A 17012-nucleotide genomic window follows, 5' to 3' on the forward strand; every position below is an offset into this window, starting at 1 on the left:
TACTGGCTCTACCGGTGCCACTGGCGTTACTGGTGTTACTGGCGCGACTGGCGTTACTGGCGCTACTGGGGCTACCGGCGCCACTGGCGATACCGGTGCTACGGGCGCTACTGGAGCTACAGGTGCTACGGGAACTGGTGCGACTGGGGCTACCGGAGCTACAGGAACAAGTACCACTGCAACTTCTGCATTCGCTGCGAATACAACTGGTGCAGCGATCGCCGTTATCCTTGGAGGAACACTCGTACCACTTCCAAGTGCTCAAAATATTGGCCCAGGTATCACTATCAACGCAGCAAATGACACATTCACTGTGTCCACTGCCGGTAGATATTATATAACCTACCAAGTCAATTTAACTGCCGGTCTACTTCTCGGCTCGCGACTAATTATTAACGGCGCTGCGAATGTCGCATCAACCATAACGCCAGTGCTTACGCTATCCAGCTTTAACAGTGATGTCATCGTAACTTTGGCTGCAAATTCAACAATATCTCTTCAATTGTTTGGACTCCTTGGGACAGCTACATTAATCAATAATGGTGCCGGCGCAGCGGTAACAATCATTCGACTTAGCTAAAACCATATATTAATAATCCTCATTTCTAGCCGTGTGAATAGCTTCTATTCGCACGGCTATCGTTTTCATTTGTAAGGTCAATTTCAGCGCAACGGAAATATATATTTACTAGTAAGCACCTACAACCTTGTTCGAATGGAGGGATCAACCTGCCAAGCATAAGCCTGTGCATGATTGTCAAAAACGAGGAAGATACGTTGGCACGTTGTCTATCTTCGGTTGCCGATTTTGTTGATGAAATAATCATCGTAGATACAGGCTCCACCGATCGAACCAAAGAAATCGCTCGTCCATTCACAAGCGATATTTACGACTTCGCATGGATAGATGATTTTGCAGCGGCACGAAATTATGCATTCAGCCAAGCTACAATGGAGTATATCCTGTGGCTCGATGCTGACGATTTTTTACGTGAAAGAGACAGAAGTAAATTAGCCGAGTTGAAAGACACTCTCGATCCTAGCGTGGATTCCGTCACCATGGAATACCATCTTGCACACGATGAATATGGAAATGTTACAGTGAAGAATCGGCGTAATCGGCTCGTCAAGCGAAGCAACTCATTTCGCTGGATCGGCAGAGTTCACGAGTATCTAGAGGTGTGGGGACATATTATCAACAGCGATGTTGCCGTAACCCATGCCAGCATGCATCATGACAGGAATCGGAATATCGCCATTTATGAAAATGCGCTGCAGCGTGGCGAAACTTTTACACCGAGGGATCTGTACTATTACGCAAATGAACTGCAAAATCATGCACGTTATGAGGAAGCCATTCAATATTACGAACAATTTCTTGAAACTGGACTGGGGTGGATCGAGGACAATTTGTCTGCTTGCGGAAAGATGGCTGACTGCCATCATGCACTTGGAAACGAGCAGCTCGAGTTAGAGAGTGCGATTCGTTCCCTTCAATATGCAGCTCCACGTGCAGAAATTTGCTGTCGCCTCGGATTTTACTTTTTGCAGAAGAGTGAATGGCAGAGCTCCATCTTTTGGTACAAAACAGCCACTACCCTTAATCCATCTGACGATGTTCTTGGTTTATCGAATACAGCATGCTCTTCATGGCTCCCCCACTTACAATTATGTGTATGCTATGATCGATCGGAGAACATCAATTGGCCTCAGCGAATAACGAATTAGCCGCTCAATATCGCCCAGAAGACGAACGAGTGCTGCACAATCGAGCGTATTTCGAGTCCAACTTCTCCCCATCAGACACCCCTATTACAAGTGATGCATCTCATTAATTCGTATGTTCAAGCTCTCCGTTTGCTTGCTGCTGCACAAATTCAGATACATATCTTCAATACGTGATTTCATGCAGCAGCAAGTACGAGGTTTAATCTTATTTATGTAAGATACTTCACTAACTACCGATGGATAATTTGAACTTTTGACGCGATCCCCCTTCAGGGCCATTCGGAACCGTCTCATCCTGAGGCACAAATCCAAATTTCTGATACAGTCTTCTTGCTGGCTGTCCATCTGGAATATCTTCACCGAACGTAGTAACGAATACTTCCGCAGGAGGCTTTACCAAGCTTAAAATATGTTCAAGTATTGCCGAACCCACTCCTTGTTGTCTGGCATGGGATGACACCGATAGCCAATGGATTTTATAAATCGGGGCATTTGATGAGGAGAAAAGCACCCCGCCCAACAGCGGTGCACCAGGGCCTCCGTCATTCTCTCTTATGCAAAACGCCCTTCCCATCTCGATACTCTTCTCAACAGCTTCCACAAAATGAGGATCGTCCACCATTGGACCGAATAAATATTCCACCTCTGCAGCCAATTGCAGCCACTGTTCAAGGTCTTCATGTGCAGCTCTTGTGACTTTCATAATGTGTACCTCCTAATCTGCTGTACTCTAGTTGTTTGCATTACTTCGATTACTGTGAATTGCGCAGCATGCCAATCAGTTTTTTTATCACGTATACAAGAAGAATGATTAGAATGCTAGAAAAGTATACAAAATACGCGAGTATTAGAAAATAGAACCCTAATAAAGGTATACCTTCGTTATCATCTGTACTACCAAGAATAAGATATTCAATTGGAACAAACTCCTTTTTCCCTTTATCTAAAATGTATTCATAGTTTGAGCAAGCAAATTTATTGATACTTATCACTTTTTTTCCGTAATAACCTGATACTGATGGTATTAGCTTGGATGAAGTCGTTGCACCCCATATACTATCTAACCCGCCTATAATCGTAAAAGGCTGCAAAATGTCTGCTCTTACTTCGATCTCTTTTACATCCTCGTGGCAAGTGTCTCTATACAATTTATGAAGTGCAGTTTCTATTTTACCCAAAGTGTCATAGTGTTGTAGGACTTTAACGAAAAGTGGTAGAGTAAGAAGGACAAAAATAACGATGTACCAGATTACCACTTTGTTTCGAAACCATTTACTCACAGCTATCCCCCCTAATATACATATGTAAAACGCATGCACTACTTCAGCGAGATTTTTGACACACTGAAAAAAATAATGTAGAACAAGGCTGTTCCTAATTAGTTGCCTCTTGGAACAGCCTTGAACATCACAACTAACTATTTACTTGAAAACTGAACCTCTGTTGGATTCAAATGATTCACATTAGTTCCATTCCCAAGTTGTGCTTTATCGTTTTTCCCCCATGACCATACCGTCCCGTCTTGTTGTAACGAAACACTATGACTTGCACCACCTGCGACCATTTCTGCTTGTATTCCCGTTAATTTCACTGGCAACAACTGAGTCTGTTTGTTACCTATACCTAATTGTCCCTGCTGGTTATCTCCCCAAACCCATACACTTCCATCCTTTTTAATAGCTATTGCATGGGACTCTCCTGCCTTTATAGCTATGACCTCGCTAAGCTCTTTAACTTGGCCAGGTTGTACTCGATTCGTAGTTGTCCCGTCTCCCAATTGTCCGGAATAGTTTCCTCCCCATGACCATACTGTTCCATCTTTTCTAAGAGCCAAACTAAAACCATATCCTTGAGATATCGCAACTACCTCATCAATATCCTTAATTTGGGCGCCGCCCGATCCAAATACTGTTCCGTCACTTCGTAACGCAATAATGTCAGAAGATTGCCAAGAAGAGTTTTTCCAAGAGGAGATTGCGCTTATTCCTGTAAAAGAAGACTTTGTTGGTATATGAGAAGTTCCACTAGCTGCCCCCCCCCATGTCCATACTGAGCCATCCTTCTTCAGTGCTATACTAATTGTTCCACTAGCAGCTACAGCCACTACTGAGTCTAAATTTGGTATTTTCTCTGGGGTAGGATACGACGGAAAATACCTTCTTCTTTCATCACCAAGCTGACCGTAATAGGAGTGCCCCCAAGACCAGACACTCCCGTCTCTAGCCAATGCAAGTATGTGATCACTGCCAACCGCTACATCCATTATGTTTTCTAGTTTTTCTATTTTTACTGCTATAGTTGCTTTCTCTTCTTTTGAACCTAACTGACCATATCCATTGTCTCCCCAGACCCACAATGTTCCGTCAGCTTTTACATATGCGCTGTTCTTCTCTCCTGCAACTAAAGTAGCTTGCATTTCAGGAAGCTCATACTTCATCCAGCCTGGTTCAGACCATTCCGACCACAGACTGCCATCACTTACTTTCACTCGTACCTGTACTATTTTATTTGCTTCTAGAGGAGTCGCTAACACCCAACTGCCTTGCGTACTCGTAGCATCCCCATGTCGTTTTTGCACTCCTGAATCCACGAGTATCTTTCCTGTCTCATCAAGTATTTGCACTTGGTAGCTTCCAAATGGCGCTGACCAAACTCCTTCTATATTCCAGCCTATAGATGGCAGCGTTACGTTTGATTTATCTGGTGTATTTTGTGTCCCTGCTGGGTACCCAAAACCGGAACTGTTCTTCCTTCTATTGTGCCATCCCCTAGTTGAGCAAAGGAGTTATTCCCCCACGACCATACTGTCCCATTTTTTTGCAGAGCCATACCATAATTATTTCCTGCCGCTATACCTGCAGCATCAATACCTGCCAACTGTACAGGAGACTGCTTATTGATTTTGGTTCCATCTCCTAGCTGCCCTTCGCGGTTATCCCCCCATGCCCACACACTTCCATCTTTCTTCATGGCTATCACATGGTATTCACCTACTGAAATGGCTTCGACTTCATCCAATCCTTTTACCATTACCGGCGTCTCTCGATTTGTTGTTGTACCATCCCCTAATTGACCGTAGTAATTTCCTCCCCATGTCCTTACGGTTCCATCTTTTCGCAAGGCCGCACTAAATCCATTTCCTTGAGAGATTGCCACGACTCCATCTAGCCCCTGTACTTGTTTTCCATGTAAATCCCACACAGTTCCATCACTTCTTAGTGCTATACCCACACTACTGGAGCTTCCTTGAGCAATTGCGCTTATTCCGGTAAGACTCAGTTTTTGTGGCTCCACCCCTGACGATGAGCCTCCCCATCTCCATATCGTCCCATCTTTCTTTAGAGCCATACTAAAATTATCTACTGCAGCTACAGCCACAACCGAATTCAGATTTGGTACTTTCTCTGGAGTAGGGTACGTGGAAAAGGTTCGATTTTTATCCCCCAATTGACCAAAGTACCCATATCCCCATGACCATACTTGGCCATCTTGTGTTACTGCCAGGGTATGAGATTTCCCCATTGCTGCTCCTATAACATTCTCCAGTTTGGCTACCTTCATAGCCTTGCTCGCTTTCCCTCCTTCGGTACCTAGACCCACTTGACCTGATCCATTGTCTCCCCACATCCATAATCACGGTTCTAAAGTAGCTTGCATTTCAGGAAGCTCATACTTCATCCAGCCTGGTTCAGACCATTCCGACCACAGACTTCCATCACTTACTTTCACTCGTACCTGTACTATTTTATTTGCTTCTAGTGGAGTCGTTAACACCCAACTGCCTTGCGTATTCGTAACATCCACATATCGTTTTTGTATTCCAGAATCCACGAGAATCTTCCCTGTCTCATCCAGTATCTGTACTTGATAGTTTCCAAATGGCGCTAACCAAGCTCCTTCTATATTCCAGCCTATAGATGGCAGCGTTACATTTGATTTATCTGGTGTATTTTGTGTCCCTGCTGGATACCTCAGAATTGCTTTTAACGTCTGGTTCTCTTTGACTTGTACCGGAACTGTTCTTCCTTCTATTGTGCCATCCCCTAGTTGAGCAAAGGAGTTATTCCCCCACGACCATACTATCCCATTTTTTTGCAGAGCCATACCATAATTATTTCCTGCCGCTATACCTTCAGCATCAATTCCTGCCAGCTGCACGGGAGATAGTTTATTGGTTTTGGTTCCATCTCCTAGCTGCCCTTCGCGGTTATCCCCCCATGCCCACACACTTCCATCTTTCTTCATGGCTATCACATGATATTCACCTACTGAAATGGCTTCGACTTCATCCAATCCTTTTACCATTCCTGGCTTGTCCCGATTGGTTGTCGTGCCGTCCCCTAATTGTCCGTAGTAATTTCCTCCCCATGTCCATACGGTTCCGTCATTTCGCAAGGCAACACTAAACCCATCTCCTTGCGAGATTGCCACGATGCCATCTAGCCCCTGTACTTGTTTTCCATGTAAATCCCACACTGTCCCATCGCTTTTTAGTACGATCCCAACACTTCTGGGATTTCCCTGAGCCATGGCACTTATTCCTGTAAAATTCAGTTTTTGAGGCTCCACTCCCGACGATGAGCCTCCCCATCTCCATACTGTCCCATCTTTCTTCAGGGCCATACTATAATCACCTATTGCGGTTACAGCAACAACCGAGTCTAGATTCGGTACTTTCTCTGGAGTAGGATACGTTGAATAGGTTCGATTCTTGTCCCCCAATTGACCATAGTACCCGTATCCCCACGACCATACGCGGCCATCTTGGGTCAATACCAACGTATGATTACTCCCTACTGCAACTCCAATAACGTTCTCCAGGTTGGCTATCTTCATAGCCATACTGGCTTTCCCTCCTGTAGTCCCTAGACCCGCTTGACCAAATTCATTGTCTCCCCACATCCACAGCGTTCTATCCGTTTTTACATAGGCGCTGTTCTTTTCACCTGCAATTAGCATAGGGACTGTCGAAATCGTTGAAGTATAAAATCTATTACTTTCAGATTCATTACCAGCCTTGTCTACAGCCTTAATGACTAGTGAAAAATCCGTATTTGGAAGTTGATTATCAATAATAAATTTATTTTCCTCAGTTTCCCCAATGAATTTATCGTAGTTAAATATCTGATATTTCACATAACCTAGGTTATCCTTGGATGTATTCCACTCTATTCCAATGCTGTTTATACTCGTATGTGTTGCTCTCACATTCTCTGGAACAGTTGGAGCTTCCATATCAATTTTGAGCGTGAATGATTTCTTCTCTTCCTTATTTTCAGCTTTATCTATCGAATAGTACTTAATTTCTAGAACACCATTTTGCTTAATTTCTACCGGTGCCGTATATTCCATCTCAGGTCCATCATTAATTTGGTATATCGTCTTGCTCACACCACTTCCTCCATCATCGGTAGGATGAAGGGTCATCGTCACAGGCGTAACATACCAATTATCGTTTTTTATCGTTCCACTTAGAGTATGTGTTGTTACAGGTGCCGCTGTATCGAAGTATTCAGCAGCTGTAATCTCTTTCGATGGGTGCAAAATTTCTGTAGATCCATTGTTATTGAAATCATACAAAATATCTGTTTGACCTGCATTATCTTGTCCACCAACAAAGTTAAAAGAGACTTTAGAATTCTTTTTCATTTTTACATCTTCAATGATGTTAGAATTACCTGGGATGTCACCTTCATAAGAAGTAAACCCCATATTCAAGTTATCTGTATCAGAGCCTTCAAACTTAATGCTTAATTTAAGCCCATTTGGCACGAACAAAAATGTGGAATTATCCAAGACCTCGTATGCTAAGTCTGGTATCTCATTAATAAATTTCCCTTCACTATTAAAACCTGCAGTATTCCCTTTTGCATCGAACGCTGTAAGCCTGCCTGCAGCTTCAAAGTAGATTCCATGAGCTTTTATTTGCTCATTACTTATTCTAGGAAACTCATTTTCTAAAGGTGGTCTATTATCTACAACTATATTTCGTATTATTTTTAATGAATCGTAAAAACCTCTATTCTTGCTATCATCATTTTTATCTTCTTTGGTGATCAGTCCCACGTGTCTGCTTCTTGTATAATAATTAGTTGAATTATACATATCATTGAAGTTAGCACTTAGAATAGGAACGACATCGTCTCCTTCACCCCATAAAACACGATATTTCCAATCAAGACCGTAACCATAGTATGGGTCTAACTTCGCTTTTTTAAATTGTGTAATTGTCTGATATCCATGTGCAATGATTCGATATTCCTTGATAGAAGGGTCTAGAGCATAGTTTTCAATTTTATATCTGAATGAATTACTGGATTCTGGATCTTCGTAGAGAAATTTATTATGATTTTTAGAAATATATTTTTTTAATTCACTATAATTATTGACTATGTTCCCCTCACGATAATCATCTAAATAATACGAAGTAAAATCAAATTGATTCCTATATAAATTTTGATATGCGTCCACGAATTTCTTCCCAGGAAGTAATTGATACACTGCAGGCATATTTTGCACCATTTCTTTGGCTCTAATAATGTCAAATGGAAAAGTACCTGTGGAAACCCCAAGCGTATCTCCTGCAACTAAGCCTTTTATTGAACGAACGGTACCTAAATTTGGAGAAGCTAAATTAATAAAATTCTCAACTTTTTCTTTCGCGAAAGGATTTGTAAGTAAATAATGTCTGGCTACGATTCCACCTGTACTATGAGTAACAATCGTGACTCTCTGCCCTTTCGATAATCGGAATGCTTCATCTACATATTTGCTTATTTCGGAAGAGGCGTTGCGTAAATCTCTTCTCCAATCGTAAGGTGCCTCAACAACTTCTATGCCCATATCCTTCAGGCTGTTTATAAATTCTTCGGCAACATCCCGCTTACTATTAAAAGGATTAGGCACATTATAGTATTTGATAATTGAACCAAACGTAGATCCATCCTTCGGATTGCCATAATCATTTAAGTCTAAGCTATCTAATGTTAAGTAAGTCGGCCATAATGTTGAATTGCCCCGTACAATTTCGGAACCTAGGAATCCAGGCACAAAGACAACAACATCCCGCTTCTTGTCTACAGTCACGTTTACTGAAACCGCTGCGGTATTCCCGCTGGTATCAACCGCCTCATAAGTAAACCTATAGCTGCCTACAGAACGAGGAGTATATGAATATTTGCTACTAGTAACAACCTGTTCTTTTATACGTGAACCGTTGAAATCCACGTACATGGTCGTTTTGGCAACCTTTACATTATCAGTTGCGCTAAGTGTAAATGACAGTTCTTCGTTAATCATATAGGGCTCTTTTGTATCCAGTGACATTTTGACTACTGGTTTTACTAGATCTTGAAGCGTTTTTTGTGAGAGCTTAATGTAATCACTTAACTCTCCACTTCCATTTTTACTGGCGACTTCAATTGTATATAGTGTGTTTGGATTCAAATTATCTAATGTAAAATAGTTACTATTAATTGTACTCCAGTAGACTCCATTAACGCGGACGCTGTATTGGGCGCCGTACGTTCCATTCCAAACAATCCGCATACTTGTCTCTGTCACATTCGTGGCAATGATATCTGTTGGAACCGGATACAATGTTGTTTTAAAGATGCTAGCATAGTCACTGACTTCGTCGTTCTTCTTTGAAGCTACTTCCAATTTATACTGGGTGTTTGGTTTTAAGTCTTTAAAAGTATGGCTTGTATCTGTTTTACTCGTTTCATAGATACCATTCTTCTTAAAACTGTAGGCGGTTGCTCCATTCACTGAAGTCCATGCCAATGTCAAGCTATTGTGTGTCGCTGCTGTAATTCGCAAATTTGAAGGTGGTAACAAAACATTCGCAGTATTATGCTTAATTGATGCGTATTCACCAAGCTCACCGGAACTATTCTTAGATGCAACTTCAAGGGTGTAGGACGTATTCGGAGTCAAGTTTTTGAATGTGTAGGATGTTGTCGTAATACTCGTCTCGTAGGTACCGTTCTTTCGCAAGCTATATGCTACTGCACCAGGAACAGAGTTCCAAGATATGGTGACAGCATCTTTAGTCGCTGCCGTTATTTTAATTCCCGTAGGAGCAGGAATATCTTCACCTGTTGTCTTATGAATGACTGCATAAGAGCTCGTACCATAAGAATTGGATGCTGCTACTTCAAGGGTATAAGCTGTGCTGTTAGACAAGTCTTTAAGAATATATGTTGTATCTGCTGTTCTTCCTACAACAGAACCATTCTTTTTCACAATATACTCAGTAGCAGTAGTAACCTTCTCCCATGCTAACGTAATACTGTTACTGCTCGATACCGCTTTCAGGCCTGTTGGAGTTGCTGGTGCTCCATTTGCTCCTCCTGATGTTGTGGCAGAAATCGAAGAAAACGAACTAGTCGTATTGCTATTAACCGCTGCGACTTCTAATCGATACGTCATATTCGGCTGCAAACCAGTGAATCGAAAATGCGTATTGGACGTACGATCGACCAAAGTGCCGTTCAATTTCAATAAATAGGATTCTGCACCACTTACTCGATCCCAGTTCAATTGGATGCTTGTTTCGGTCGCACTCACACTCAGATTGGCGGGTGAACGCAGGCCGCTGCTCGCATCTACTACATTAATATAGAAATTGTCTACAATATCGGTACCTGAATAAGCGTACTTGATCCGATATTTTCCGGGCACGGTAAGATGGCTTGTTGCCCATACAAATGTTATTGCCGTTCCTGCCGGCACATTCGAGCGAGAATCACCAATAATTTTATCCCCGGCTGGATCAAACACACCAATATAAACCAGAGTCTTTGGATCCGATAGTTTCAAAGAAACTGTAGCCATATCCCCTGGGTTAACGGTCTGATTATTGCCTTGATGATCATACGATGCGATGCTGACTCCATCACCAGGTATCTGCTCCTCAGGAACGGAATTATCCTCTTCCAAGGAGTTGACAACAGGTATTGCTTGATCGATTAAACCTAATGACTTCGCAACGTTCAGCAAACCAACTCCATACTCATGTTTCTCACCAAGAGGAGTAGCATGATCGTAAGCGAGCTGTTTCACTTCTTCAGCAGAGAGCTGGCGATCCATGGCCCATATATCTGCCAATGCACCCGTTACATGCGGTGCTGCCATTGAAGTGCCTGACATAACTCCATAGTCCCCATCTTTGGTTGTACTCAAGATGTCAGATCCCGGAGCAACCAGATTAATTTGTGAGCCTACGCTCGAGTAATTTGCTTTTTTATGTGCCTTTGTAACCGCTCCAACTGAGATTACCTCAGGAAATAATGCAGGATACAGTTCTGTCTCCGTTCCAGCACCATGATTCCCTGCTGAAGCGACTACGATTATGCCTTTATCTACGGCTTTCTGTACCGCCTCATGCAAAGCCTTGCTGTACTCCATGCCGCCGAAGCTCATGTTAATAATATTCATATCATGCTCAATCGCCCATTCAATACCTTGAATGACCTGGCTATATGAGCCGCGTCCGCTGCTATTCAGCACTTTAATCGCATACAGTTCCGCCTCAGGTGCTACGCCAATAACGCCAGCGCCATTTTTCTTAGCTGCAATCGTACCGGATACATGTGTGCCATGGCCGTTATCATCTATGTAAGATGAACCTTCTACAAATGAAACCCCGTCAACGATATCCAAGTCGTTATGAGGGCTTATTCCCGTATCAATGACGCCGATTTTAATACCTTTCCCCATCAAGTTATTATTTTGCGCTAGGTCGGCGCCAATGGAATAAACGCCCCACGGTGTGATCTCAGTATCAGCCGGCATAAATTTATAGGATTCATGATCTTTCGTGATCACGCTGGTTGAGGCCACCTCAATCATTGAATCTGGTTCAATAAACGAGATATTCGGATTGTTCTGCAGTTGCGTAAGCTCCACTTCATTCAGGTGCATCAGAAGTGCATTTGCAACCGGTAGTGTTTCTACTTTGGTCGTATTAGGAGAGGATTGCATCATCCTCTTCTTAGTAATGGGTTTATTAAGAAATTGATCAAAGGTGACCCCCTGCTTCAATCCAACCAAATATGGTTCCCGCGGTTTTCGTTCTTGCTCTTGACTCTCCTGATTGTCTTGTCTCTCTTGTTCCCCATAAGTAGCAGAAGATACGGAGGTGTTCTCTTGATTTGTTACCGTATGATTTAATTTAAGATCATCGAACAATAACGAATAATTCTCTTCTGTAAATTCTTGATTCAAGTAATAGCTGCCTAGTGCACTGGTAATATCAGTACCTATTAATATGAAGATGCATAGCAATGAAGCGAGCAGCCTATATTTCTTTTTCATTTACCCCTAGCCCCTTTATACATATGTTGGAAACTCATTTATCTTTTTTGTTCAAACGTTTCCTGGTATTCCACTTTTTCATATACACGATTAGTACGTACAAGAAGAGTGTTAAAAAATATACGCAATAAACCGTAAAGTAAAACAATAAATGTAAAGGATGAAATCCTGCATTATCTGTACCGTCTAGTATTAAATTCTCCTTTGGTATAAATTTCTCTTCTTCTCGATCTAGTACGAAATATTTTTTAGAACACGGAAAATCAAAAATGCTAATAACATCTTTTCCATGGTGTCCCCACATTTCTGGAACTTTTGAGGACGAAGTTATTGCATGCCACTTATGATCTACTCCTCCGGGCATAATCGAAGAACTCTGAACCAGTCTTGTCTTCACTTCAATCTTCTCGACATTTTCATGACAATAATCCATAAACAATTGATGCAATGCCCTCTCTATCATCATCTTCGCCTGATAGTCTTGATACAGTTCCTTGATCATAGGGATACTGATCACAATAAACACGATAGTGAACCAAATAGCTTTTCTTCGCAGTGTTCTGATTTACTTCACCTCCAATCCAAAATAGGGCTGCGTATACTCATTTCGCAATACTAACCTTTGGTTATACAATACATAGCAACTCTCGCAATCTTATTCCAATTTTTTCTTATACTATCCTCCTAATAATAGATCCTTAATCCAGTATTTTCAATCTGTTTTAGATATAATTTTACTCATTCATATTGAGAGAATAATCATTGCAAGGACGAAGTGAAGAACCACCAAAATATGTGGAGAACACGATAAGGCAACCCCCTAATAATTTCACAAATGTCTTCAACTACGGTTGCTTGCACAATCCTTACATTTACACGCAGCCGACACCAATCAGAGAAGAACTACTTTTTAGTTTTTCTTTGTAATCAAAACAAGCGGAAGCGCGCTGCTTCACTTGAATGTGAACAACATCACTTCCGCTTATATTGAACTTAAAACCTTAAAACAAACTCACTCGATTCGGGAAAAATTGATCCGTTATCGTATATGTCCACGTTGCAGAAGGAATCTTCAAATCCTCATCATTAAAATGAAGCTCGATGCATCCCGAATCGATGTTGGAAAAATGATCGAGCACTCTCTGCACTATGTCCCCATCAATCTGCTCAAATGCTGCGATGACGAGTCGGTTGTACTCATCCAACGGATTGTTATTTCCGAGGCTCTCCAAATGGATGCCTTCCTTCACATAGGCGACATACGCCAAATGGTCTGCCCAGCATTGATCCATGATTGCCAGAAGCACTTGTCTCTCAGCAGCATGGACTCTTGACGTTCCGAATTGTTCACACAGTTGCCTGTAACGCTCTGGTGCATAATCAGCAATAATGTTAGGTCGTTGTCTCCCATGCAGGATTTCATTGCGTCGATTGAACAAGATCATTCGCTGCTGCTCCAATAAATCTGCGTATTTGTTCAACGTCTTCTTCATATCCAGATGCTGTCCATCCACAACTCGCTGTACATGCTCAATCAACTGCAAGATTCGGGAATCATTCAAGGGCTCGTCCTGCCTGCGAGCAAGGAGATCATGCGGCAGTACCTCAGCAAGGTCATAGCGAATGAATAGATCATCCTCCAAGCTAATCATGTAACGTGAAGTTCCTGGATCCCCCTGACGTCCCGCTCTCCCTCTTAGTTGATTATCAATTCTCGCATTCTCATGTACATTCGTTCCAATTACATAAAGGCCGCCCAGACTCGTCACCTTCTTATATTCTTCCAAGCTTCCGCCGCCTAGGACGATATCTACTCCCCTGCCTGCCATATTCGTGGACACCGTAACTGCCCCAAGCATTCCTGCCTTGGAGATAAGCGCAGCTTCTTCCCAGTCGTTGTATGCATTCAGAACTTGACAGGTCACTCCAGCCCTACGCAGTGCTTCTGCATATTCATTCGACTCCTCGACGCTGGACGTTCCGATCAGGATGGGTCTCCCTGTCTGATGGACAGCCCTAACTTGATCCACAATGGCTTGCTGCTTCGCAGCTCGATGGGTAAATACCATATGCGGCTCATCTACTCTTCGACTGGTCTTGTTGGGCGGAATGGAGATCACTTGGAACCCGTACATGTCCATGAACTCCTGAGCAGCCAACTGTGCCGTAGCCGTCATGCCGCATTTCTTTGGATACAAATGAAGCAGATGCTGTAGCGTAATGGTGCCTAGTATCTGACCATTCGCTCGTATGTCCAATCCTTCCTTCGCTTCTACCGCTGCCTGCAGCCCATCCGGCCAATGCCTGTGCTGTGCGATTCGACCCGTACATTCATCAATGAGCTGGACTCGCCCATCCCTCACAATATAATGAACATTTCTCTTCAAGAGCGCCTCAGCATGCAGCGCGCATTGCAGCATGGTCAGTACGTTTATATTGTGATCCTCGTATAAATTGCCGCAACCAAGTGTGGCTTCGACTTTATCGATGCCATAGTCTGTAGCGTATACATTGCGAAACTCCTTGTCTGTCTCATAATCTACTCCAGAGATGAGCTGCTTAACAATGCCTGCATAAGACACCGCCTCCCGCTTCGAAACTCCCCTCTCACCCGCAATGACCAAAGGGACTCTCGCCTCATCAAGCAGAATCGAGTCAGCTTCATCAACTAATGCAGCATGAAATGGGCGCTGGACGAGTTGCTCTGTGTCCCTAACCAGCGAATCCTTCAAGTAGTCATAACCTGCCTGCTTGGCTGTCAAATACGTTATGTCAGCAGCGTATGCTCGCTTTCTATCCTCAGAATTGCGCCCCTCCGTAATACAGCCAACTGTCACGCCTAAATATTCATAAATAGGTCTCGTCCATTCTGCATCTCTGTTGGATAAATAATTATTAAATGTAAGAACATGTACCCCGCGCCCTGACAAAGCATGCAAAAAGGCGGGGAGAACGGCGGCTAACGTTTTACCCTCACCAGTTTGCATTTCAATGATGCAGCCTTCATGTAAAGCCATGCCTGCGAGCCATTGCACGTCATATATTCGGATTCCCTTCACTCTCCATGCGGCCTCATCAACCAGTCCCGCTGCCTCTATGACATCACGAGCCGATGCTACTCCTTCTCTAACCCTCATTTTCATCGTTTTCGCACGCTGCTTGATTTCCGAATCACTCCATGCTTGTGCATGAATCTTCCTCATCTCTATCACTTGCTCCAAGTAAGGTATCAAGTTTCGATTGCGATATTTCTCGCTCCATCTCTCAAACCATTTACTTGTCATTCTCGTACTCCTCCTTACATTGAGCGTTTCTATCCGCACAAAAGGAGGTGTGTGTCAGGATCCTTCCAAAGGTGGTAACGAACAAGAATCAACTGATTTCGAATACGAACAAATTCATATCCCTGTACAAGATGATTAGAGAGTGGCCGGTCATCGCCTTGTTGCTCTACAGTGACATGTACCTTGCCTAGATATAGAAAGCTCTCCATGAAGAGAAACACACAGTTCCGCACACGTTCGAAGTCGAGATCGCCTGCTAGCAAGCGTTGAAACATGACATATATTCGAATGAGATAGTCGATTTCTTGAGCATGATTAACTTGGTTCATCATCTAACCTCGTCTTACATCCATATTTTACCTTGTAAAGAGTGTATCTATTTCTCTCTCCCGCGTCAAAGAGAAGTTGAGTTCCTTGCGGGATATTCGCAGTTAATCTAAAGCGAATATTCAAATTGACTACCTAAAAAGAGATGAATTGTATCTTAAATAAATGCAAGTTTTTCAGTGGCCACCTACAGCAAAGGAATATTTTCATTTACACAAAATTCTTGACGCTACCATGAAAACTATGTAGAAAATCATTTTGTATAGGAACCTCTCTTCGTACCTTTACTCTAGCTTTCCTATTTTTTATAATATATTTTCTGAAAATGTGCTAGAATCTGAATCCTTGTGAAATTGAGGAGGGGTTAATTTGAATAAAAAAAATATCTTTTTGGGGTTAGTGGTTCTAGTTATTGCTATTATGGGTTTTATTATTTCTCGGACACAAGTTGGAACATTCCAAGTGATTTTTAATATTTTTGCAATTCTAGTAATTATCCTGATTTCTCTTCTGTTTTTTAGAAAAAAATCTTAAAGCTGACGTGAATATTAGTAACGTATTGCTTTACCAAGCGTTTCAAGAAGCGTACAACAAGCGAAAAAACCACCGAGACTAGGTTGGGCCCTTAATCGGTGGCTTTTCGTTGAAAAGTAGAATATACTCGCCGTGGTTGCCCACTGGCTCTTTTGTTAAAGGAGCTAATCTTGCAGGAGCCCAATTCCCACAAAGGGAGATAACGGGCTTCAACAGAATTAATTTTAGTAGGAGATGTATGCTGTTCCTTTTGTTGTTTTATTACCTTTGTTTTGAGCCTCTACACGGTATTTCTTATTTGTATCAACTGGAACATTTTCAAACACAGGTTCCTTCTCATCATGGTTTCCACTCACTGTCGCATAGTCTACTAATTTATCAGTCTTGTCCTCATAAAGCCAATATTTAATTTTTGTTTTTCCGTTACTGGATTGCTTCACCGTTAAAGTTAATCTGTCACCAGATGGATAGAATGCGCTAGAATCCTCTGTATCATCTGCACTGACTTCAAAATGCCACGTGTAATTTGCAGCATTAACAGAGCTTTTAGCTTGAGCCACATTTGAAATAGATGGTTGTGCATATGCTGGGATAGCCATCAAGAGCGTAGCAGCCGCAGTCATAAGAACTAATGATTTTTTCATTAAATGCCCCTCCTAATTTAATGTTGTTTGCATCAAAATGTTTGAAGTGTACTACTGAAGTTGAGTTTATTGTAGCTATAAATAAAACAAATAAATAGGGGAGTATCATTACTATTTCTAGTGGTAAAATGACTAGTTCTGCGCAAAAAAAAGACAGCATTAATTGTTGTCCCTT

General features: G+C 42.3%; 10 protein-coding genes and 1 pseudogene. 3 read left to right on the top strand and 8 right to left on the bottom strand.

The features are described 5' to 3' along the window. Window positions 1-580, top strand: a 580-nt coding sequence (locus BP95_RS33090) for a BclA C-terminal domain-containing protein (RefSeq protein WP_028532478.1), incomplete at its 5' end; no start/stop codon positions are given. 149 nt (window positions 581-729) lie between these two features. After that, window positions 730-1835 (top strand): annotated as a pseudogene (locus tag BP95_RS30370) (tetratricopeptide repeat-containing glycosyltransferase family 2 protein). A gap of 119 nt (window positions 1836-1954) precedes the next feature. Here the strand turns inward: BP95_RS30370 and BP95_RS0113745 are convergent. The 7 genes from BP95_RS0113745 to secA2 all read right to left on the bottom strand — a co-directional run bounded on the left by BP95_RS0113745 (window position 1955) and on the right by secA2 (window position 15332). Beyond that, window positions 1955-2431, bottom strand: coding sequence for a GNAT family N-acetyltransferase (locus tag BP95_RS0113745; RefSeq protein ID WP_028532479.1), 477 nt, complete (start codon window positions 2429-2431; stop codon window positions 1955-1957). Between the two features lie 49 nt (window positions 2432-2480). Beyond that, window positions 2481-3008: a hypothetical protein gene (locus BP95_RS0113750; RefSeq protein WP_028532480.1), complete on the bottom strand. Its 528-nt coding sequence runs from the start codon at window positions 3006-3008 to the stop codon at window positions 2481-2483. 137 nt (window positions 3009-3145) lie between these two features. Further along, window positions 3146-4351, bottom strand: a complete 1206-nt coding sequence (locus BP95_RS30375) for an RCC1 domain-containing protein (protein ID WP_028532481.1) — start codon at window positions 4349-4351, stop codon at window positions 3146-3148. A 62-nt stretch (window positions 4352-4413) separates the two neighbouring features. Continuing rightward, complete coding sequence (locus BP95_RS0113760; RefSeq protein ID WP_081819890.1) at window positions 4414-5355, bottom strand: RCC1 domain-containing protein; 942 nt, start codon at window positions 5353-5355, stop codon at window positions 4414-4416. A gap of 6 nt (window positions 5356-5361) precedes the next feature. Beyond that, window positions 5362-12048: a S8 family serine peptidase gene (locus BP95_RS30380; RefSeq protein ID WP_036667073.1), complete on the bottom strand. Its 6687-nt coding sequence runs from the start codon at window positions 12046-12048 to the stop codon at window positions 5362-5364. A 34-nt stretch (window positions 12049-12082) separates the two neighbouring features. Then, window positions 12083-12550 carry a hypothetical protein gene (locus BP95_RS0113770; protein WP_028532483.1) on the bottom strand — a complete coding sequence of 156 codons (468 nt, stop codon included), beginning with the start codon at window positions 12548-12550 and terminating at the stop codon, window positions 12083-12085. 499 nt (window positions 12551-13049) lie between these two features. Further along, window positions 13050-15332: an accessory Sec system translocase SecA2 gene (secA2, locus tag BP95_RS30385; protein WP_036667079.1), complete on the bottom strand. Its 2283-nt coding sequence runs from the start codon at window positions 15330-15332 to the stop codon at window positions 13050-13052. Window positions 15333-16028: 696 nt separating this feature from the next. Here secA2 and BP95_RS33095 point away from each other — a divergent pair. Beyond that, window positions 16029-16193 carry a hypothetical protein gene (locus BP95_RS33095; protein WP_155987267.1) on the top strand — a complete coding sequence of 55 codons (165 nt, stop codon included), beginning with the start codon at window positions 16029-16031 and terminating at the stop codon, window positions 16191-16193. 224 nt (window positions 16194-16417) lie between these two features. Here the strand turns inward: BP95_RS33095 and BP95_RS0113790 are convergent, their stop codons facing one another. Further along, a complete protein-coding gene (locus tag BP95_RS0113790) occupies window positions 16418-16837 on the bottom strand; it encodes a hypothetical protein (protein ID WP_028532485.1) in 420 nt (139 codons plus the stop codon). Between the last annotated feature and the right edge of the window lie 175 nt (window positions 16838-17012).

This window comes from Paenibacillus sp. UNC217MF, from assembly GCF_000686865.1.
Lineage (GTDB): Bacteria > Bacillota > Bacilli > Paenibacillales > Paenibacillaceae > Paenibacillus_B > Paenibacillus_B suaedae.